Source organism: Acetivibrio sp. MSJd-27, assembly GCF_018918095.1.
Lineage (GTDB): Bacteria > Bacillota > Clostridia > UMGS1840 > HGM11507 > HGM11507.
Map to the genome: position 1 here is coordinate 43,654 of NZ_JAHLPV010000013.1, position 22,471 is coordinate 66,124.

The window sequence follows — 22,471 nt, forward strand, 5'->3', positions numbered from 1 at the left end:
CGCAATACAATGCAGTGCGCTTTTTCTCATTCTTTTGTGCTTTCTTCTGAGGATTTCAGGTGTTCCTGAGATGCTATCTCTTCCTTTTGCACATCCTTTTCGACCTCATCGGCCAGCAAGTCTTCCTGCTCTTCCTTTTCATAAGGGAAGATTACCATGAATTCTTCCTCGTCCAGTTTTTCTTTCTCCAAAAGGGCCTGTGCAACCTCATGCAGTTTTTGAATATTGGTTTCCAATAATTCCTTGCATTTTTCATAAGCGGTATCAATGATGGATTTGATTTCCTCATCAATTTCTGCCGCAATACTTTCGGAATAGTCTCGTGTCTGGCCAAAATCCTTGCCAATAAAGACTTCATCGTGGCCGGTGCCAAAACAGCGGGTTCCCAGCCTGTCGCTCATACCATATTTTGTGACCATATCCTTCGCAATTTTGGTCGCACGCTGAATGTCATTGGATGCTCCTGTGCTGATGTCATCCAAGATCAACTTTTCAGCGACACGTCCGCCCAGCAGAGCAACAATCTCCTCCTCCATCTCGATTTTGGAGGAATAGCTCTTATCATGGGAAGGCAGAGAAAGGGTATATCCCCCCGCCATTCCTCTGGGGATAATGGAAATCTGATGTACTTTGTCCTGAGAAGGCAGGAGCGCTGTGACAATCGCATGGCCTGCCTCGTGATATGCGGTCAGGCGTTTTTCTTTTTTGGTAATTTTTCTGGATCTCTTTTCCGGCCCGGCAATGACTTTGATCATTGCCTCCTCCAAATCCCGGTTGCCGATCAGCTTGCGGTTTCCTCTTGCCGTAAGCAAAGCAGCTTCATTCAAAAGATTTTCCAAATCTGCCCCGGTAAAGCCCTGAGTGGTCTTTGCCAAAACCTTAAAGCTTACATCCGGCTCAAACTTTTTCCCGCGCGCATGAACCTTCAAAATTTCTTCTCTGCCCTTGATATCAGGATAATTTACAACAATCTGGCGGTCGAAACGTCCGGGACGCAGCAGTGCAGGATCCAGAATATCAGGACGATTGGTGGCTGCAATTACAATAATATTTGTATTGGATGCAAATCCATCCATCTCCACCAACAGTTGGTTTAATGTCTGTTCTCTCTCGTCATGTCCACCGCCCAAGCCAGCACCTCTATGCCGGCCGACAGCATCAATCTCGTCAATAAAGATGATGCAGGGAGCGCTCTTTTTCGCTTGTTCAAACAAATCTCTCACACGGGACGCGCCGACACCCACATACATTTCCACAAAGTCAGAACCACTGATACTGAAAAAGGTAACGCCTGCTTCGCCTGCAATGGCTTTTGCCAGCAATGTTTTACCCGTTCCGGGAGGGCCTACCAAAAGTACGCCCTTAGGCACCCTCGCACCGATTTCCGTAAATTTGGAAGGATCTTTTAAGAAATCAACGATTTCACTCAAGTCCTCCTTTTCTTCGTCAGCGCCTGCAACGTCGGCAAAGGTTACCTTATTTTTATCGGTATCCGCCACTTTCGCGCGGCTCTTTCCAAAGGACATCGCTTTTCCTCCGCCGCCCTGGGACTGTTTCATGAAGAACATCCAGAAGAATACGGCAACCAAAACGATTCCCAGAGGCGGAATCAAAGTAACCCACCAGGGCATTCCAGGTGAGACAGGTGTTGTGATATCCAGCGTTTGCTTGAGTATCTGTTCATTGATAGCAGCCCCTGCGTCACGGTATAGAATATCCTTGCTTGGAATATCAACCTCCGCCTTCTTATCATTGTTATAAATAATATAGGCCTTGTTGGATTCGGTAATTTCCATCTGCTTGATTTGCCCGGAATGAATATCCCTCACCAGCTGGGAATAGGTCTTCTGATCCATCTTGTTATTGTTAGTCAGCAAAAAGACCATCGAAATAAACAAAACAAACATTAGCAGATAGAAACTGATCTCTTTTACGTATTTTTTCAAACGTCCAAACCTCCTCGTGCGAAAAAAACAGCGCACCATGCCTTACAAATCAAATTATGATAATTCTAACATATATTTTCCAAAATTACAACATTCGTTTCCGTATAATATTGTTACCTATTTTAAGCATTTCAAACCGAACAATAAAACTATTCGTAAATTTCACGTTTCAAAATTCCGATATAGGGCAGGTTTCGGTATTTGTTGTCATAGTCCAATCCATAGCCGATGACAAATTCGTCCGGAATATCAAAACCGATGTAATCTACCTTTACATCCGCCTTTCTGCGTTCCGGCTTATTGAGCAGTGTGCATATTTTCAAGCTTTTTGGATTGCGTTTTAACAGCATTTCCTTCAGATAGGACAGAGTGATTCCCGAATCGATAATATCCTCTATAATCAAAACATTTTTTCCGCTGATGTCAATATCCAGATCCTTTAAAATTTTTACGGCACCGGAGGACTTGGTGGAAGCTCCGTAGCTGGATACCGCCATAAACTCAAGCTCCACGCTCTTTTCAATCTCCCGCACTAAATCGGCCATAAAGATAACAGATCCCTTGAGTATACCAATGGCGATAATCGGTTCACTCTCATCAAAATCTGTTGAAATCTTTTTTCCCATCCGGGCAATTCTCTCTTTCAGCTGCTCCTGAGACAATAGAATTTTTTCGCAGTCACTGTGCATCATCATAGGTTATCTCTCCTGTTTTTCAATGGTTATAATATAATATTGCTTTCCGTTCTGCCGGACCTCATTTTTATAAAAACCCGCCATCCATACAATCTCATCCTGATAAGTGATAAAAGGCCAAGCATTCCGCATGGAACGGGGAATTTTCTTATCTATAAAAATATCCTTTACCTTCTTGCTTCCGGTTCCCGGAAGCTGCATGCTGTCTCCCTCTCTCCGGGAACGAACCGTAATCCGTCCGTCTGCCGGAAGAGACAAAAGGTTTTTTCCCGCTTCCTTCTGGGAGGAGAGCCTCGCGCTGATACGAAAACCAGTCTCTGCGAACAGATGGGAAAAGCCATCGGTAATCGCAAAGGAAAACGTCTTTTCTGCAGAAGACCGCGGGTGCATAACAAAAGAATCATACCGGATTTCAGCCAGGATTCCTCCGGGTAGAGATATCTGTTTTCCCGTTTGATTGGCCAAAAGTTTTTCCGCCGCCTTGATATGATGATACGCAAGCCGCTTCCCTGCCAGTTTTTGATAGGCCTTCCGAATCAAGCGGGAGCGAATTGCCGGCTCCTCGTGTTGGAGTTCTTTTTTGGAAAACCTCGCCTCGCCATCCCAAATCTTACAGAGGGATGCAAAACGCGTTTCCGCCCTTTTTTCAAGGCAGGCACAGTCCTCCGAGGCAAGGGCGGAAAGCCGGAAAAGTGCCTCCTTTATCCCCGGATTATATTCCCTTTCAAGGCAGGGAAGCAACTCATTGCGGATTTTGTTGCGGGTATAATCGCAGGAAAAATTGGTTTCATCCGTCACATAAACCTGACTGATTTGATTTAGATAATCCAGAATTTCTGCCTTGGAAACACAAAGAAGGGGACGTATCACGCCATCCTCTCTCACCGGCAGAATCCCTTTGAGCCCCTCCGTACCACAACCCCGTAGCAGTCTTAAAAGCACGGTCTCCGCCGCGTCGTCTTTATGGTGTGCCGTCGCAATGACATCGCAGCAAAGTCTTTTGCGGTACTTCTGAAAAATCCGGTACCGCTCCTGCCGGCCTGCATCCTCCAGGGAAATGTTCTTCCTGCGGCTGACCTCAGCCACATCCGCCCGCTCTGCAAAAAACAGAATCTCCCTTTTCCTGCACAGCTCACGGGAAAAAGCTTCATCCCTCTGCGCATCCTCCCGCAGCATATGGTTGACATGAACAGCGGCTATCTGGATAGACGGATCCCGGGAGGCCATATCATGCAATAAACATAAAAGGGCAACCGAGTCCGCACCGCCGGAAAGTCCGACCAGGACCCTGCCGCCATTTTGAAGCATCTGATATTCATCCATGAAAGCGCTTACTTTAGTAAGGAACATCATGGGAAATCTCCTTGTTATAGAACGTAGTGTATTCACCAAGCCAGACCAGTTCCACCTTGCCGGTAGAACCGCCCCTGTTTTTTGATATATAGCAGTCACAGATATTTTTACGCTCGGTCTCTGCATTATAATATTCTTCCCGATATAAAAACATGACAATATCCGCGTCCTGCTCAATCGCACCGGATTCCCTCAAGTCGGAAAGCCGCGGTACAGGGTCGTCCTTTCTCTGTTCCGCCGCCCTGGACAGCTGGGACAACGCGATGACAGGAATCGACAGTTCCTTCGCAAGAATTTTCAAAGAACGGCTGATCTCTGAAATTTCCTGCTGCCGGGATTCCTTTCCAGAACCCTGCATCAACTGCAGATAGTCAATGATAACCAAACCAATATTCCGCTCCAGCTTCAGCCGCTTACATTTCGCCCGAAGCTCGGTAACGGAAATAGCTGAGGTATCGTCAATATAAATCGGGGAAGCCGCAATCGGCTCAAGCAGATCGATAAAGCGCCCCAACTCCTCCGCATTAATATCGCCGGTCTTTAATTTCTGGGAGCTGATTTTTGCCTCGGAACAGATGATACGGTTTACCATCTCCTCCTTCGCCATTTCCAGATTAAAAATCGCCACAGGAATATTGCCGCGGATTGCTGCGTTCTGCGCAATATTGACCGCTAAACTGGATTTCCCCATACCCGGCCGAGCCGCGATCAGAATCAGCTGACCGGGCTGCAATCCCAGAAGTACACTGTCCAAATCGGTATAGCCGCTGGAAATGCCGGAAATCTTATTTCCGTTTTTCATCAGCTCCGACAGACGGTTATAATTTTCATAAATGATGGGTTTAATATGGGAAACTCCCTGGGAATCACGGTTTTGTGCCACATCAAATATCTTCTGCACCGCGTATTCCATCACATCATTGGCTTCTCCGTTGTTTAAGCATGCCTGTTCAATATCCTTGGAGGCGTCAATCAAACTGCGGATTTCCCATTTTTGTTTGACGATCTCCGCGTAGGAGAGAACATTCAGAGCAATAGGCACATTGGTGATGATCTCCTGCAGGTATATCTTGCCGCCAACCGCATCATACACATCATTTTCAATCAGCTTTTCCCCCAGCGTCACCACATCGATAGGCTTATTGCTGTTAAAAAGCTCCACAATCGCTGTGAAAATCAGTTTGTTTTTTTCTATGTAAAAATTGTGGGGGGCAACCGCCTCCAGCACCTCCGGCAGGCAGGAGGGCTTGATTAAAATCGAACCGATAATGGCCTGTTCCGCTTCGCTGGAATATGGCACCTCTCTCCCGATTTCCATATGGCTTCTCCTTACTTTTAGAGCTCTTTGATCGCAACGGTAAAGGTCGCGGTAACTTCCGGATGAATTTTTGCTTCCACCGTATAGTTTCCGATATTTTTGATGGGATCGCTCAAAATGATTTTGCGCTTATCGATCTCTACCTTTAATTCTTTTTTCACCGCTTCCGCAATATCCATCGTTGTCACAGAACCAAACAGTCTGCCTCCATCTCCGGCTTTTGCCTGCAGGGAAACCGTCTTATCCTGAATTGCTTCCCTAATTTGCTGTGCGTTGTTCCATTCCACTTCCCTGCGGTGCGCCTGTGCGCTCTTCTCGTTGTTCAGCTTGTTCATATTATCGTTGGTCGCAGGAGCCGCCAATCCTTTTTTCAGCAAAAAGTTGTTGGCATACCCATCACTGACATTGATGACATCGCCTTTCTTGCCCTGCGCTTTCACGTCTTTTAATAAAATTACTTTCATGATATCTCTCCGTTCTATGTGTTGTTGTTTTCAAGATAGTGATCAATCGCCTTTTCCAGTTCCGCGGTAACCTCCTCCAGCGTTTTTCCGGAAACTTCGGTTCCAGCGGCAAGCTGATGCCCTCCGCCCCCCAACTGCTCCATAATCACCTGGACATTGACATCTCCCACAGAACGGGCGCTTATTTTCGTAATATGATTATAATGGTAGAGAACAAATGTCGTGGTGATGCCCTTGATATTTATCAGATCATCCGCCGCCTGGGCGATAATAGTGAGATCTTCCAGCTCACTGCCTGAGGAAGCGCTGATGGCAATCTGATCCCGGTAAATCTTTGCATTCCGCACCATGCTGGAACGGATTAAATAGGTATCCAGATCACATTTCACCATTTCCTTTGCGGCGATAGGATCCAACCCTGCCCTCCTTAAAAAGGAGGCGGCCTCAAAGGTTCGCACACCGGTTTTAAAAGCAAAATTCTTGGTATCAACCAGTATCCCTGCATACAGGGAATCGCATTCTACCTTGGTCAGTTTTACCTTGTCATCAATGTATTGCAGCATCTCAATGATTAACTCGGAAGTAGAAGATGCATAGGGCTCATGATAACAAAGCACTGTATTGGTGATAAAGTCTGCACTTTTGCGGTGGTGGTCAATCAAAACAATACTCTCCGCCATATCCACCAGTTCCGGGAAAGACACCACACTTTTCTTGTGGGTATCCAGAATCACGAGAACCGCATCGGAATTCATCATCATCTCCGCCTGATATTTCGAGATAAACGTATCGTTGTACTCGTCGTCGCTGTCGATACGTTCCTTCATATTGTGAATAGAAGGATTGATGGTGTCCAGCGCAATGTAACAATTCTTGTTCAGGGTCCTGACAGCACGGTAAATTCCCAGCGCAGCTCCCAGCAAATCCGGATCGGGATTTTTATGTCCAATGACGATCACATTTTTTTTGCTCTCGATCAGTTCCCTGAACGCAAAGGAAATCACCCGCGCACGAACCTTGGTGCGCTTTTCCGTCTCCTTGGTGTTTCCCCCATAATAGGAAAATCCATCCTTATCCTTAATGACAACCTGGTCTCCGCCACGGCCCAGGCACATGTCCAGTGCCGCCTTTGAATACTCATCCGCCGTCATCGGATTTTCATCGGATACACCGATTCCAATACTCAATGTAACCGGAATGCTCAAATCCATATCAATATTTTTTACGCTCTCCAAAATTTCAAAGCGGTTGTTCTTCTTATATTCTTTTAAGTATTTTTCCTGGATCAGCAGGATATAGCGATCCTTTTCCAGTTTCTTGATGTAACCGGATATGTTTTTTGCCCACTGGAAAATCAAATTATCTATCTTTGCGGTCAGCTGTGCGATATCGCTTCCGATTAAACCGGAGATGCTCTCCTCGTAGTTATCTATGACGATGGAGGCATATGCCAGCCGTTCGTTTTCATACTTTTCCTCCAGCTGCGCATACTGTGTGATGTCCACCCAATAAAGCAGAGCCCATTTTTTTGATTTTTCCTCCTGAAAATTTTCTACCGAACCAACCACGTTGTACTCCCGATCGTTTAACCGGCAGGTGAAATTCAGTTCCTTCCGTCCCTTTTCATAGGTCAGCTTAGGAAAATCAGGCACAACGTCAGTGATCTTTTCGGTGGAGATAATCCGCTTTCCCAGAATGTCACAAAATTTATCGTTTCCCCAGATCATCTGATTCTTTTCTGTCAGAATGACCAAAGGGAAATTGCTGTTCACAATAAAATTCTTTGTGATGGAATCGCTGGAAAGATACACATCTTCAATAAAGTCAGACAGCTTCCGATTCTTCTCACTGGTAAAAACCGTCTGACACAGGATGACAAGAATAATAATTCCCAGCTGTATAATCCCAAGAACGGGATTATATATAAACATTAACAAGGCGAATATGACAATGAGGAAATATACAATCATCAGTTTTGAATTGATCATCCCTGTGATTTTCCCCAACAGGTTATGCTTCATTTTGGTTACTCCTTTAAAAAGGGCACTGATTTTAAGTTTATACCGAAAAGCAAGAGGTCTCCCGCCGAATCGTTGCATAGCGGGGCAATGCTCCTTATGAAACAAAACAAAATGCTTTGCAAAAGCATTCTGCAAACGTTTCAATCCTGCGAAACGAGGGCTGCTTTCCTCCGCTGCTCATAAATTCGCTTCAACCGCTTACAGAAACAGGAAACATTGCTGACAAGGTTATATTAAATTATACCACAACGGATTCTTCCAGTCAAATAAAACCTCAGAAATGAGAATCCTTTCGCAATGCAAGCCTTCTTATCGGAAACTCCTATCCCACGATCTCTCCGTCTCGCATCCGAATCGCCTGGGTAAACAGTCTTTGATGCTCCATATTATGCGTTACCATGATAATGGTGTACCCCTGCCTGTGCAGGTTTTGAAACAAATTCATCACCGTCTCGCCCGACTTGGAATCCAAATTTCCAGTTGGTTCGTCCGCAATGATCAGTCTGGAATCATTGACGATAGCGCGGGCGATGCTAACTCTTTGCTTTTGTCCTCCGGAAAGTTCCTGCGGCCTATGGTTCATCCGGTCGGACAGTCCCACCTGTCCGAGCGCCTCCCTGGCGGATTCCACTCTCTGTTTCGGCGGCACATTTCCGTATTGCATGGGAAGCATCACATTCTCCAGTGCCGTCAAATTATCCAGCAAATGAAACGACTGAAATACAAAGCCGATGCTTTGATTCCGAAACCGTGAGATCTCCCTGTCTTTCATTTGAAACAGATTTTTGCCATTCACCAGCACTTCACCGTCTGTAGGCTTCTCCAGGCCGGCCATGATACTCAAAAGAGTGGATTTCCCGCTTCCCGAATCACCGATGATACCCGCAAAGGACTGATTTGGGATCTCCAGGTTAATATCTTTTAAAATCAAAAGTTCCCTGTTCTTCAGCTGATATGTCTTTGTAATATGATTGACCGTGATCATATTTTTCTCTCCTGTCTGCCTTCCGGCTTTCATTGTATCTGTTCCGAAAAAAAGAGAGCCCGTTAAATATAAAACGAGCTCTCTATATCACATGCTGTTTTCCAACTTCATATCATATATTCTCACGGATGAACCGTTTTGAAAGCTCTATTTACACCTAGCGAACTCTACACTATTATCTTAAATCAATTCAATTGAAAAATACATGGAAATTATTTCATTGTATCTTCCACTCTCTGTTCCAGCATGAACATTGTTACCGTTCCCCTTGCAATTGGAAGACCATCCTCTGTTATCTCCACATCATAGACACCTGTGCTTCGGCCTTGATGTATCTTCTTGGCAACCGCCTTTAGGGGAAGCCCTCTTGTCGCCGATTTGATGTAGGAGATGCTGCTGTTTAAAGTGACGCAGATATGCCCGCTGGTCATGGCGGCTGTCCCCGCAACCGAATCCGCCATGGTAAACAGAAGACCTCCGTGGATATGGGGGAACCCAATATTGCTGTTTGAGGTGCCGGACGGAAGAAGCTCTGCTTCCGCAAAGCCCGGACCACATTTTTTTAATACAATTCCATTGGAATAACCGAACGCATTCTTCTCATTGATGTAATTGATAAATTTCTGATAGTCCATACTTATATCTCCTCGGTCCGTATGGGGGGTTTTTGTCTTTTCTGCTCCAGCAGATCCGGCAGAATCGTCGTAAGTGAGCCCGATAGAATCAGAAGAATCCCCAGAAACATATGCAGAGGAATCGCCTCACCCAAAATGACAAGCGCGAGCACCGGAGCAAGGGCTGGCTTAAAGAAAAACACTAGGGAGGCCGTATTGGCAGAGGCCGCTTCCATTGCCAGAAAATAAGCTGCGTATCCGATTCCCGTAACTCCCACAGCTATGTATAAAACCGTCAGGATATTGTCCGGCGTATAGCCAGCCAGCAAAGGTATGTCCGCAAACGTCTCCATTCCATGAGCCGTTATAAAATCGGCTATCGGACCAATCTTGGTCAAAACAGCCAGCAAAAGCATTTCCAAGCTGCCAAATAAAAAGCTAAAACAGGTTACAACAACTCCTCCGAACTGACGGCATTTCTTTTTACCAAGCACGCCGTACAATGCAAAGGTAACAGTGGCCAAAACCGTAAACAGCAATCCTGCTCCGTCAATCTCCATCTGAAAGGGATTGATGATGGCGATAATACCCGCAATCTCTAAAATGAGGGCGGCAATATGCCTTTTTGTGATAGCTTCCCGCAGAATAAAATAGGCAAAAAACAGAACAAAAACCGGGTTGGAACTGAACAGCACCGCAACCACAGACGCCTTTACCCGCTCCACGGCCAGCTGATAAAAGGACATGCTGACAACAACCCCCATCAATCCAAGCAAAGCAAAATAGCCCAAGCTCTTTTTATCCAGTGAAATTTGTTTTCTTGCCAGAGCACGCAGCGCAAAAGGCAGAAGAACGATTCCGCCGACCAGAAAGCGCGTCAATGTCATCTGGATAGGATGAAATGCCCCCGCCAGTGTTTTTAAAGCAATCTCCATACTGCTGAACAGTATGGTCGCAATCAGAATGTACAAATACCCCTTTTTCAACCAACAGCATCTCCGTTTCTTCATTTTGTGTGATTCATTATAACAAATCAAATTCGCAAAATCAATGTGAAAGATGCACAATATCCAGCCATAAAAAAGTGTCCCGCCGTAACAGGCAGGACGCTTTTGGAAAGAAAAATCCTACTTCTGACAATTTTGATCTTTGAGCACACATGTCAAAAAGCTGTATAGGCTGATGACGGTATACACAAAAAAAGTGGTAACTAAAAATACAAGCACAACCAGAATCAAAAGATTTGTAAGGGCAAAAAGAATACTGATGACACTGCCGGCAAAAAGGGCAAGCGCTGCTACAAGCAAGCGTTTCCCGCATTGGCGAACACATTTGTCAATCGAAGGATCCTGCCTTAGCAGGCTGGAGCCTACTATCGTGAGCACCAAAAGTGAAAAACCGGCAAGACCAATGGCAATCCATGGTGCTATCAAAAATGATGTGATAAAATTTATAAATGCAATAATTGCAAATCCGATCCCCGCTAAAATACTTATGAGCAAACACAGAACATCATAATTTTTATCATGACACATATAAAACTCTCCTTTTATTATATTATTCGCCAAAGCCTGCGTTGTCCGCATTCAGCAAAACTGCACCGGCCCCTAAATTGATATCAATATAGTGGGCGTCAACACGAACTTTAAACCGCCTTCCGGATCTACACCCATCCTGCGGCATGCTTACACTGATATCCTCCGGCATGATAAAACGAATCGGCGCCACTCTAACATTGGTGCATCCCATGTTGTGATGAGCTGGAACCGTCATTATCTTCAGCCCCCGATGGTATTCTCTCTGAAAACAATCCAGTTCATAGAGCTGGACACTTAACGCAACCCGTTTGCCAGGACATATATTGCGCAGCGTAACGGTTAGGTCCAGAATTCTTCCCTGATTTTCTATCGGTCTGCTTAACTCAACTGTCTTTGCATCTTCACAAGACGTAAAGGCAATCTCATTTCTGGAACAGGGAGAAGACTTGCAAAAGGATTCTTTTGAACTTTTTGGGACGAATGATGTTTCTGCTTCCGATTGGGACTGCGCATTCATTTCAGAAAATTGATTTCCCAGCGATAATTTTCCTAAATTAATTTTATCCATAAATTTTGCTCCTTCCTTTACATACAATATAAATTATACTGTATGTAAAGGAAGGAGCAAATCTATAGAAATGCAATCGATAAAACCGGGATGTTGTAATTGTATTCCTGTCTGTGTACTATAATGGTATGCATGAAAACCGCTGTTTGATACAACTTGGCCATTTTTATCTGGCAGAAAAATAGATTTCTCACCTTCAGAACCGCTTTCCTTTCTCTTTCTCCAGGCATTCCCAGAATTGGATCTGAATAAGATCTCTTTTGTCAGGCTGATATACCGAACACTTTCCAGCTTAAATATAAATTAATTGAATTTTATATCATTTTAATATATTTCATCGAATCCTTTTACCATCTTAGTGTGAGCCATGCTATAATCTTTTCATAAAAACGTATCCACCACATTATCTTGAAAGGAAATCATGTTATGAAACCTATTGTTTTTAAAGGATCTGCTGCAGCGCTTGTAACGCCAATGGGGAAAGATTATGAAGTAAATTATGACACATTGGATAGAATCATTGATTTTCAGCTTTCAAACGGAACAGACGCTATTGTCGCAGCCGGCACAACCGGCGAATCCGCAACGCTCAGCGATAAAGAACATATCGCAATCATAAAATTCTGTGTGGAAAAGGTCAAAGGGGCAATTCCCGTTATCGCAGGCGTCGGAAGCAATAACACCCGGCATGCAGTGGAGTTATCCAAAGCCGCCGAAGCGTGCGGTGCCGACGCCCTGCTTCACGTCACTCCGTATTACAATAAAGCGTCGCAAAATGGGTTATATCTGCACTTTAAAGCATGTGCGGAATCCACTAACCTTCTGGTTATACTGTATAATGTTCCCACAAGAACAGGCGTTAATATTCTTCCTGAAACGTATCAGAAGCTATCCGCTATATCAAACATCGTTGCGGTTAAAGAGGTAAGCGGAAATTTTTTACAAATGAAAAAACTTCCGCATTGTGCGGTCGTTTACTATTTTCGGTGCAACATCGTTCGTCTTTGTCTTTCCGAAAACCTTTGAGGATTTTTCGCCGATTTTGAGTATGAGCTGATTTTCCGAATTATCTTTTTCTGTCCAACCGGCATAAAGCGTAAAACTCTTTGTTACCTTTCCGGAAAAATCATACTTTGTTTTGAGTTCCTTATCAGTATACCAGCCTGCAAAATCAAACCCTTCTTTTGTCGGTGCGGTCGGCTCTTTCATTGCCGTATTTCTTGTAACGCTCTGGCTTACCAGCTTACTTCCGCCGTTTGTTTCAAAGGTTACGGTATAGCGTGTCGTTCCGCCGCCTGTCGATTTTGAGTAGAGCTTAATCGTACCCGTTAATGTTTCGTAATTATCCTTATCGGCCGGGGTAAAGAGCCATTTGTAATATTTGTTCGCCTCAACAACGGTTGTCGTATCAAGGGGGGTTTCGCCGTCGTCAGCCACCCACATTACAGTTCCGTTTACGCTGAGGCTTGCGGCCTCCAGTGAAAGAAGTGCGTCTGCAAGCGTTTTTCCGGATTCTTTAATCAATGCGACACTCGGCTTACCTGTCGGCTTCGCCTTGTCGATTGTCCAGCTTATCTTGGCCGCATCGGTTGAGCCGTCACTCCAGGCAGTTTTCGGAGCAACTGTGATTTCGTATTTGCCGGCATTTGTTTGAACATTTCCGGAAATTGTCATCGTCTGCGAATCAAAGCCCTTAACCTGCGCAGTCTGCTCACTTCCTGTATAGACGTATGTACCTGTTACCGAAAGCGCCGATTTTTCAGGAGGCTCCGTAAAGTACAGCGTTGCTTTTTTTAATTCTTCATTGTCGTTGCCAATTACTACGTTTGCCCAAGCTGCTCTGCTTCCGCCGTAATAAATATCTGTCAAGCCGTCGACTTTGGCAAACGCTCTGTCATTTATATATTTTATACTTAACGGCAATTTCACAGAAGTGATTTCATCATGATAACTAAACGCACCTTCGCAAATTCCCACAGTGCCTTCCTGAACCTCAAAGTTTTCGGATAAATCTGCGTCATACCTTGTATATAAAAGCCAATTGTCGTGATAATAAACATCTTTTTTGGTTTTTATGTCACAAATAGAAGTATAATAAAATGCATAATCGCCTACAAAGGTTACGCTTTCGGGAATTTTGATATTCTCCAGTGCCTCACAGTTGTTGAACGAACTGTTTCCGATATATTCAACGCCTTCTGGCAAATCTGCTTTTTTAAGCTCTGTACACCAGGAAAATGCCCAGGTGCCGATCTTTTTAAGCGAGGACAAAAATGTTACCTCTGTAATATCCATATTTGCAAACGCACTGTCGCCGATTTCTTCAACACCCGACAAATTCACGGTTCTAAGGTTTTGATTGCCGCCAAACGCATATTCACTAACAGTTTTTACGGTTGCCGGTGCAGTAAAATCACTATCGGCTTTATTGACCGGATATGTAATTAAATTGGTCTTTCCCTTATCATACAACACCTCGTCCAAAGATGAATAATTTTTGTTTTCGGCACTCACCGAAATGCTTTCAAGTTTTCGGCCCCAGAACGCTCCACTTCCGATTGAAGTAATATGTTTCGGTACGGTGATGTTTTTCAGATTTTTACAGCCTGCAAATACGCTGTTTGCAATATGAGTAACGCTGTCTGCAACATTAATCACGTAATCGTTCGGAATATCGTCGCTTTTTGCGTCAACAATCCATTTTCCGACAATCAGCAGGCCGTTTGTATATTCAGCATTTTTGCTGCATTCGTAAAATGCGCTACCGCTCACCTCGGTCACGCTTTCGGGTATGGTATATCCAACAAGCGATTTACTTGCCGGGAATTTGTATAGTACGGTTTTGTCTTTGTTAAAAAGCACCCCGTCCAAAAATGAATATTCGGTGTTCTCCGCAGCAACGTCAATTTCTGTAAGCGCCGTGCAGCCGTAAAACAACTCCTCATCCACGTCAAGGTCAATGAGTGATGCCGGGATATTTATTTTGGTAAGACTGCTGCAATTTACGAATGTATTGCATGGAAGATATTCAATTCCGTCTGCCAAAGTAATATCGTTTAAGCTTGTGCAATTCCTGAAAACATCCCACGAGAGGTCCGTCACTTTATCAATATTGATTGTTTGAAGCGATCTACAGCCGGAAAAGGCATCGCTGTATATCTCTTTTACGCTGTCGGGAAGTACAACCTCTTTCAGCTTCGGCCATTCGTAAAAAGCATATGTACCTATTGTTGTCACACCGTTTTTAACAACAACCTTTTCAAGGCTGCTGTTGATTTCCTCATTTTCTCTCCAAGGCGCAACCTTACCGGTACCGACCACACTCGAACCGGGAGTATCGAAATAATTGTCCATTGCTCCCGTGCCGCTTATTGTAAGCGTTTTTGTTGATGAATCATATGTCCATGTTAAGTTTGTGCCGCAAGCTCCGCTTGCTGTGTCCTCGGCTTTACCGTACGTAATAATACTTTCATCTATTGAATATTTTTCTCCTTTTTCTATTGCTGCCCATTCTGCTTCACTTCCGATATAATAAACCTTATTTAAGTTTGTGCATTCTCTAAACGCTTGTTCGCCAATGCTTATTACACTGTTCGGGATGGTAACGCTTGTCAGGCTTTCGCAGCCATAGAAGGCTTTATTGCCGATGCTTGGCACGCCGTCCGGGATTGTTATGCTTGTTAAGCCGCTGCAGCCGTAAAATGCATAATTGCCTATTGATTCAACACCGGCTTCTATAACCACATTTTCAAGATTGTTTTTGATGCTGCTGCTTTTTACCCACGGTGGAACTGAGCCTGCCTCTTCATAATTGGTCATTTCGCCTGTTCCGCTTATCGTGAGCGTTTTTGCTGAGGAATCGTATGATCATGTCAGATTTTCGCCGCATGTTCCGGTGTCATCGGCAAAGGCTGCCATCGGCAGCAATGCAAACAGCATACAAAACACAATGACCGACGCCCATATTTGTTTCATTTTAATCATAATAAATTCCGCCTTTCTTTCAGTTTTCATTCTCCTTTAGTTTGAATTCAGCTCATACGCAAGATTTGAAAACATCGTCGCCGTTTCGGCTCTTGTCGGTGCAGCCTTCGGATAGATTGCATATTCATAACCGTCAAGTGAGTATATAAACATAATGTGGTGTTCATAGCACCATTCAACAGTTTTTTTTGCATAGTCTGCTATTTTCGGATAGTCATTATACGTTTGAAGCGCCTCAATCCAACTTTCATCAACCGACATATCAAGCCCCTTGCCCTCGGCATAGCGATAGAATACAGCCGCAATCTGCTCTCTTGTGACGGTATCGTCCGGCGAAAAGGTTGTATCCGCGGTGCCGTTTAAAATTCCGTTTGCCGCCGCCCATGCGACAGGCTTTTTGTACCAGTCCTCTGTCAAATCCGTAAACTTTGAGCTTTCACCCGAATCAGGACTTCCCGCAAGACGGTAAAACATTGTTGCAAACTGCGCTCTCGTAATCGTATCATCGGGGGAGAACGTGTCTGCACCGGTTCCCGTCATAATACCGTTATCAAGGCAGAACTCAATTCCGCTGTGATTCGGATCGCCGTCTGCACTCCGTATATCCTTGAATCTTTTCACCGCGCAGCTGTTTCCCTTTTCCTCACAGGTAAATCTGCCATCCGCAGCAGCGGTGGATTCGCCTTTTTCTATTGTTTCGCCCGTATCGATCAAAATGCACTTAAAACCGTTGTCTTTTGCATACTGCTCGGCCGCCGTGCCGCTATAGCATTTGATGACCAAATTTTCATTCCTTACATCATAATCGTCCACATAATCCCAGCCGAAAGCGTGCATATCAATCTGCGTTACGCTTCTCGGAATCGTAACCTCGTTTAGGTTGTTGCATCGGAAAAACGCCGCCTTGCCGATATGCTCGACGCCTTCTTCGATTGTGAGATTGGAAAGGCTTTCGCACCATGAAAAGGCATTATCGCCGATTTCCTTAACCGTGCCGGGAATGACAACATTATTCAGATTTTTGCACCAGTAAAATCCGAGTTTTGAAATAGATTTTAATGTTGACGGGAATTGAACCGAGGTAATGTCTGACATACCGAAAGCGTCTACCCCCATAAGAGTTGTTCCCTCGCGGATTTCGATATCGCCGACGGCTTCCCATTCATGAATCTGTTTATTCTCGGTCGGTGCGGACGGGTCGGGATTATCTATTACGGCATAGCCGATTCGGATTCCTGCGATTAAGTATTGTCCGTGATACTGAATTCCGTCCACTCGGTTATTTGTGTCTTGGTCATACGCCGTGCCGTAAAATATTCTCTTGCCCATATATTCAAGATGTTGCGGCATTGTAATGTTTTTTAAGGCTTCGCCGCTGATTGTCTCACTTCCTATGTACTTTACGCTTTCGGGAATTACGAGGGTTTCAAGCTCATCTCCGCAGTTGAGTGCATAATTCTTTATCACCTCAAGACCATCGTTTAAATTCAGATATTTTAAGTAGCGGCAGTCAATTGCTTTGACTCCGATTTCCTTAATCGTGCTTGGCAGTGTTATGCCCACAATTTTTGCAAAGCCGTCACGAAGCGCCCCATCTGCAATTGCCGTAACGGTATGACCTTTTATTTCGGAAGGAATATTAAATTCCAGTTTCAACTCTTCACTGAAAAACTTGCCGGAATATCCCGTAATCATCGCCGAGCCGTCATCTCTGACGGTGTAAAGCAGCGATGTCACATCGTTCGGGTCGTCTTTTTCCCGCATTTGTTCCATATCGTCGGTAACGGCGGTTTTGCTCCCTTCATAGTACTCATCACCGTAGTCGGTGTCGTAAATGCTCCAGGCGCTTGCCGTCAGTGCAAACGATGCAGTAAAGAGCATTGCCGCGCTGAGCGCAGTACAAATCGTTTTTTTCAAGTACATAGATATCAGCCTTTCTTTCATTCATTATATTGCATACAACAATCCCACTGTACTTTTATTTATTATACTATATTTATTGTTTTAAGCAAATGCTATTTCCTTAATTGGCATTGCCACACTCGGAAATTTTTTTGCTTTCTATTTATTTTTTATAGAAATATGGTATAATATATTATGGTGACATTTCGCCGCCTTCGTTGTTGTGGTATAATAAAAAAAAGAATGTAAGGAAGTGAGAAAATGTTTTGCGATAAACTAAGTGAATATATGGATATGCTGGGTTGCTCCGGCAAAGAATTTGCAGAACAATCCGGAATATCCGAAGCAACTGTAAGCCGGTACAAATCCGGTGCAAGAACGCCCAAGACAAATTCCGAGGATATGAAAAAGCTATGCCGCGGAATCTGTGCAATTGCTGCCCAAAAAGGCATTGATATGTCATATAAAACCGTGTTGCAGGAGCTGAACAGCCTTGCAGAGATTACACCTTTTGATTATGACTCTTTGCAGACAAAATTTAATATGTTATGTTCTGTCTTTTCCGTTAACCTTGCCGATATGTCAAAAAGCCTTAAGTACGATTCATCATATATGTCGAGGATCAAAAGCGGCAAGCGCAGACCAGCTGTTCCGCAAAAATTTGCTTTTGATGTTGCCGGGTATTTTCCCGGGCGCTGCGACTCAGGCAATGACAAAAAGATGATTGCGGAAATGATGAATATTAAGCCGGATCAAATTAAAACACGGAACGCCTATCTATCGGAACTTACAAATTGACTTACCGACAGTAAGCTGACAAAAAACCGGAAAATCCCATGAAAAAGTTTTTGGACACGCTTGATTCGTTTAACTTAAACGAATACATAAAAGCAATCCGCTTTGACGAATTAAAGGTTCCGTCACTTCCGTTTCAGATTCCGGTTTCAAAAAGTTACTATGGCGTTGATGAAATGAAAAACGGCGAGCTTGATTTTCTGAAAGCCACTGCTCTTTCAAAATCAAAACACAGCGTTTTTATGTGCAGCGATATGCAAATGGACGATATGGTAGCAGATATGGACTTTTCAAAAAAATATATGTTCGGGCTTGCGGCAATACTGAAAAAGGGACTGCATATCAATATGATTCACAATCTCAACCGTCCGTTTCACGAACTGATGTTAGGACTCGAGTGTTGGATACCTCTTTATATGACAGGACAGATTTCGCCGTATTACTTAAAAGGCACATATAATCAGATTTTTTGTCATTTTCTGTATGTATCCGGTGCGGCGGCATTGTCCGGCGAATGCATTTCCGGTTTTCATACGAAAGGCAAATATTATCTTACGAAAAACAAGGAGGAGCTTTCGTATTATCAGGAAAGAAGCGCTTGTATATTGAAAAAGGCACATTCTCTTATGGATATATACCGTGAAGATAAAGCATCGGAGCTTTCAGCGTTTCTGCTTGCCAATTCACATACAGGCGGAAACCGAAGAAACATTCTTTCCACACTTCCGATATATACAGCGACAACTGAGTTTTTAACCGAATTTCTGGATAAACGCAATGTGTCTGCCAATGGAAAACAAAAGATACTTGAATATGCCGCCATGCGCAGAGAACAAACGCTCGAAATTCTCAAAAATAACCCTATTTCGGATGAAATACCTTATCCGGACGAAAATGATTTCAGAAAGCATCCGCTGTCGCTCTCTTTATCCCTTATGTTCTGCGATACCAATTATGAATATACGTTTGAGGAATATACCGAGCATCTGGAACTTACAAAAGAGTTTGCAAAAGAAAATAAAAATTACTCAGCCGTGCAAACAAGAGAAAATGCCTTTACAAATATACAAATCACAACGCACGAAAATGAATATGTCATGATTTCAAAAAATAAGGCGCCGACAATTCATTTTGTCGTGCGCCATCCGATACTTCGGGAAGCAATAGAAAATTTGGAATTTCCTGTTTTTGAATTGAGCAAATAGAGGTTATTTTCGGGGCGGTTTGGGGTTAGGGTATTGCCCTATGCCCCAAGCCGCCTTAAAATTTGCTGATTTTGCGGTGTTTTCAGCCGTCTGTTTGCTCAATGATTCCTTGCCTTTTTATTTACCGTTCATTTTCCTTATCGTATTATCGGTATCAGCCTACTATCTCATCAGGGTCATCATATGCGGTTCTGGCAGGAATGACCCAAATCATGTGAGTATTGTTATCCCACTCAACCCGGCAATCCAATGCATCTGTTATATCACGAAGCTTAAAGTAATTGTTTCCGTCAATATTATAACAGGTCGCTTTAATCGGCACGCCATCGAGCGTTAAAAATGCCGATGACGAAAGGGCTGTCCTTGTAGCTCCGTCTCCCGATGTTAATTCGCCGCCGACCGATGTGTAATCATAAAAGCTCAACATATCGATTGAATTTGTTGCTTCATCATACTTAATATCAAAGGTTTTAATGGTTCCGCTTAAGATTTGTGCAATATCCCTGAGCTTGAAATAGTTATTGTCGTCAATGTTATATGCGACTGTATTATATTTTCGGCTGTCCAGGCAAACAGTCTGCGTTTTGGCAACAGAGGTTTTGCTGAATCCGTTTCCGGGATAATAGGTAAATGTATCTTGCATATCATCCTCGTGAACCAGATAGCGAATCTCTCCGTTATAGAAAATAGTGTAGATTTTTCCTGTTATAATCCAAGGTTCTATGTCGGAAGAATCTATTCCGGGAATATCCCTCATATCCGCATCTCGGTCAAACGAAATTTCTTCAATACCATATACATTTACCCATTCTTTGTCTTGTATTTTATTGATTTCACCATTGTTTGAAAGAACCCACTTACTGTACTCCGACATCTTATTCTCATCAACGTTAATATATCCGTAACGGTAATCTTTCAGTTTTGCAAGCCCCTCGGCAGAATAGGTCAGTGCACCCCATTCGCCCCAGGCCGTATCTACGGACAGAACGCCGATAGGTGCTCCGAGCGCTGCCGTGTCCGCAGCGGACAGGGTTTTGGTTAGATCATCGAGATTGCTTGTCGGAATGTAGCATACCTTTGAGTTAAACCAGATTTTTGAGTTTGCCCCGTCATAGTTCATCTCGATAACATCGAGTGCCGCACCTTTTTTAACCGAACCGGCAACCGAAGAACCGTCAGAAATATCACAGTCGACAGCCGCTATTGCTTTGTACTGAGTTGTCGGTTTTTCGGTGTTTGCAAGCTGCATATTCACATACTTTGCGTCAACATAATAAAGACCTTTTTTATAGTAAATCTTGTAATGACCGTTCTGCGGAGTACTGTCTACAATCTGAATCGACTGATTGATTTTGATAACGCCCGATTTTACATAATCTTTATCATCGGGAGTGGTCTTAACCAGTAAAAGACGGGTTGCCTTGCCTACCGCCTCAATTTTCGGAGGCGTTGATACCTGATTGTTAATATCTAAAATGTAACAATTTTGTCTCGGAAGGAAATATACGGCCGGTTTCCAGCTTGTAAAAGCAGTACCGTCTTTCTCACCGCACTGTCTGATTGTACCGCGTGATTCGTCAACACCGCCTTCGCTCCATACTGCAACCCATTTTTCGTTATAGGCAACAACTTCAAATTCACTTGTTGTTGTAGCATAAAACGCTGTGTTTGCGTTTGCTTCTGTTCTGCTATATTCAGCAAACGGGGGGGCATACCCTATTGCTTTGAGTTCATCAAGTCTTTTGGAATGATAATTAATCGGCGGATTGCCGGGATAGAACGAGGCCTTTACCGAACCGATTTTTCCCTCATCGCCAATATGTACGATAGCCATACCCACAAGAGGCAATGACGCGGGGCGGTCGTGTCTTACCCATTCGGTCGGTACCTTTGCGTAAAAATTCCTTTCCTTGCCCTCGGTTGTTTTACTTCCGCCGTATATGTAATCGGAAAGAAATGTCATCTCTATCGCGTGCTGATATTTGTCAGTGTCGGAGGTTGCCCATTGTTTGTTTAATTCTTTTTCGGCAGTCTCGCCGGCTTCAAGTATCGGTGTTGTTTCCCGAGCTGTTGTATAAGCAAGGACATATCCGACTGTGCCGTCTGAAAGCTGGATTTTATGAAATTTTCTGTTATCCTCTCCGATTACATAAGGCTCCAAAATCGTCACTTTGGTACCCTTACCGACTACAGCAATAGAACCACTGTATGTTGGATTTTTGGTAACGTTGACTGTGCCGTTGTAGATCACATAGGCGGTGTCACCCACTTTAAAATCAGCAGCCGACACGGTGCCGCACAATAATATGAATGTGCAAAGCAGTGCGGTTAAAAATTTTTTCAACATAGTAAATCCCTCATTTCTTAAAATTTTTATTTTCCCAAAAAATACCATAATACTTTTGCTTATTTTGTATAAAATTATATCATAAATCATTCGGATAATCAAGAATTTGGAGAATAGATATTTTATGAATGTGTTGAATTGTCAATGATGGGTGACACTTTTTTAAAAATAAAACGTGTTGCTCCAAACTTCCCTTGTCAAGGTGGAACAACGAAGATTTTCGCAAGAAAATATTACCGTCAATTGTATCACAACATTATGAAATCCATGGTAGAGTAGCAACAGCGAAAAAACATGAGGAAAATAAATTGTCCGAGATAAGATGATCCGTTGGTTTGAGATTGCAAAGGAGCTGCCGCATTTTGCGACAGCTCCTATCAGCCTGTCGAAAAAGTCCAGTATACACTGGGCTTTTTTGCGTATGTGTGGTAAAATAAAGATAAGAAAAGACTGGGGAGGGACGGCGTGTGCTAGCAAAAGAGCAGGAATTGCGCAGAAATGTAGTAGAAATCCTATGTTTGGAGGAGCTGGTTCCATCGGAGCATCTGCTGCGGCAGATTGACAGCGCGGTGGATTTTACGCATCTGTACGACTTGGTGGATGCGCTTTACAGCCGCGACAACGGCCGTCCCAGCATTGACCCGGTGGTATTGTTCAAAATTGTGTTCATCCAGCACCTGTACGGCATCCCCTCGCTGCGCCGTACCATGCAGGAGATTGGCATGAACATCGCATA

18 protein-coding genes are annotated in these 22,471 nt (G+C 43.8%); 4 read left to right on the forward strand and 14 right to left on the reverse strand.

From position 1 onward, the window contains the following. Window positions 1-26: 26 nt before the first annotated feature. The 11 genes from ftsH to KQI32_RS06515 all read right to left on the reverse strand — a co-directional run bounded on the left by ftsH (window position 27) and on the right by KQI32_RS06515 (window position 11,502). Window positions 27-1,985: an ATP-dependent zinc metalloprotease FtsH gene (ftsH, locus tag KQI32_RS06465; RefSeq protein ID WP_374197057.1), complete on the reverse strand. Its 1,959-nt coding sequence runs from the start codon at window positions 1,983-1,985 to the stop codon at window positions 27-29. A gap of 110 nt (window positions 1,986-2,095) precedes the next feature. Beyond that, entirely contained in the window at window positions 2,096-2,635 is a 540-nt protein-coding gene (gene hpt / locus KQI32_RS06470) for a hypoxanthine phosphoribosyltransferase (RefSeq protein WP_177689795.1), read from the reverse strand. A 9-nt stretch (window positions 2,636-2,644) separates the two neighbouring features. Continuing rightward, complete coding sequence (gene tilS / locus KQI32_RS06475; protein ID WP_216424374.1) at window positions 2,645-3,994, reverse strand: tRNA lysidine(34) synthetase TilS; 1,350 nt, start codon at window positions 3,992-3,994, stop codon at window positions 2,645-2,647. Beyond that, the gene (dnaB, locus tag KQI32_RS06480; RefSeq protein WP_216424375.1) at window positions 3,978-5,312 is read right to left on the reverse strand and encodes a replicative DNA helicase; all 1,335 of its coding nucleotides are present in this window, start codon (window positions 5,310-5,312) and stop codon (window positions 3,978-3,980) included. Before dnaB ends, tilS begins: the two co-directional genes overlap by 17 nt. A gap of 17 nt (window positions 5,313-5,329) precedes the next feature. Further along, window positions 5,330-5,776 (reverse strand): 50S ribosomal protein L9, encoded by a 447-nt coding sequence (gene rplI, locus KQI32_RS06485; RefSeq protein WP_216424376.1) that lies wholly within the window; start codon window positions 5,774-5,776, stop codon window positions 5,330-5,332. A 14-nt stretch (window positions 5,777-5,790) separates the two neighbouring features. Then, window positions 5,791-7,797: a DHH family phosphoesterase gene (locus tag KQI32_RS06490; RefSeq protein WP_216424377.1), complete on the reverse strand. Its 2,007-nt coding sequence runs from the start codon at window positions 7,795-7,797 to the stop codon at window positions 5,791-5,793. 322 nt (window positions 7,798-8,119) lie between these two features. Continuing rightward, window positions 8,120-8,815 carry an ABC transporter ATP-binding protein gene (locus KQI32_RS06495; RefSeq protein WP_308167042.1) on the reverse strand — a complete coding sequence of 232 codons (696 nt, stop codon included), beginning with the start codon at window positions 8,813-8,815 and terminating at the stop codon, window positions 8,120-8,122. 179 nt (window positions 8,816-8,994) lie between these two features. After that, a complete protein-coding gene (locus KQI32_RS06500) occupies window positions 8,995-9,417 on the reverse strand; it encodes a PaaI family thioesterase (RefSeq protein ID WP_177690384.1) in 423 nt (140 codons plus the stop codon). A 2-nt stretch (window positions 9,418-9,419) separates the two neighbouring features. Continuing rightward, window positions 9,420-10,382, reverse strand: a complete 963-nt coding sequence (locus KQI32_RS06505) for a DMT family transporter (protein WP_216424378.1) — start codon at window positions 10,380-10,382, stop codon at window positions 9,420-9,422. Window positions 10,383-10,523: 141 nt separating this feature from the next. Continuing rightward, window positions 10,524-10,931 carry a hypothetical protein gene (locus KQI32_RS06510; protein ID WP_177690380.1) on the reverse strand — a complete coding sequence of 136 codons (408 nt, stop codon included), beginning with the start codon at window positions 10,929-10,931 and terminating at the stop codon, window positions 10,524-10,526. Window positions 10,932-10,953: 22 nt separating this feature from the next. Further along, the gene (locus KQI32_RS06515) at window positions 10,954-11,502 is read right to left on the reverse strand and encodes a hypothetical protein (protein WP_177690378.1); all 549 of its coding nucleotides are present in this window, start codon (window positions 11,500-11,502) and stop codon (window positions 10,954-10,956) included. Between the two features lie 426 nt (window positions 11,503-11,928). On the opposite strand from KQI32_RS06515, the gene dapA reads away from it, so the two are divergent. Further along, a complete protein-coding gene (gene dapA / locus KQI32_RS06520) occupies window positions 11,929-12,528 on the forward strand; it encodes a 4-hydroxy-tetrahydrodipicolinate synthase (protein WP_216424379.1) in 600 nt (199 codons plus the stop codon). On the opposite strand, the gene KQI32_RS06525 is transcribed toward dapA, so the two are convergent. Next, window positions 12,442-15,321 carry a leucine-rich repeat protein gene (locus KQI32_RS06525; protein WP_216424380.1) on the reverse strand — a complete coding sequence of 960 codons (2,880 nt, stop codon included), beginning with the start codon at window positions 15,319-15,321 and terminating at the stop codon, window positions 12,442-12,444. The two genes, dapA and KQI32_RS06525, sit on opposite strands and share 87 nt — an antisense overlap. Before the next feature lie 201 nt (window positions 15,322-15,522). Further along, on the reverse strand, window positions 15,523-17,409 hold the full coding sequence (locus KQI32_RS06530; RefSeq protein WP_216424381.1) for a leucine-rich repeat protein: 1,887 nt from the start codon (window positions 17,407-17,409) through the stop codon (window positions 15,523-15,525). A gap of 240 nt (window positions 17,410-17,649) precedes the next feature. On the opposite strand from KQI32_RS06530, the gene KQI32_RS06535 reads away from it, so the two are divergent. Next, window positions 17,650-18,186: a helix-turn-helix transcriptional regulator gene (locus KQI32_RS06535; protein ID WP_216424382.1), complete on the forward strand. Its 537-nt coding sequence runs from the start codon at window positions 17,650-17,652 to the stop codon at window positions 18,184-18,186. A 38-nt stretch (window positions 18,187-18,224) separates the two neighbouring features. Then, window positions 18,225-19,388 carry a hypothetical protein gene (locus KQI32_RS06540; RefSeq protein WP_216424383.1) on the forward strand — a complete coding sequence of 388 codons (1,164 nt, stop codon included), beginning with the start codon at window positions 18,225-18,227 and terminating at the stop codon, window positions 19,386-19,388. 154 nt (window positions 19,389-19,542) lie between these two features. Here the strand turns inward: KQI32_RS06540 and KQI32_RS06545 are convergent, their stop codons facing one another. Continuing rightward, complete coding sequence (locus KQI32_RS06545; protein ID WP_216424384.1) at window positions 19,543-21,735, reverse strand: SH3 domain-containing protein; 2,193 nt, start codon at window positions 21,733-21,735, stop codon at window positions 19,543-19,545. Window positions 21,736-22,202: 467 nt separating this feature from the next. On the opposite strand from KQI32_RS06545, the gene KQI32_RS06550 reads away from it, so the two are divergent. Beyond that, window positions 22,203-22,471: transposase (locus tag KQI32_RS06550; protein ID WP_216423449.1), on the forward strand; the 269-nt coding region annotated here is incomplete at its 3' end.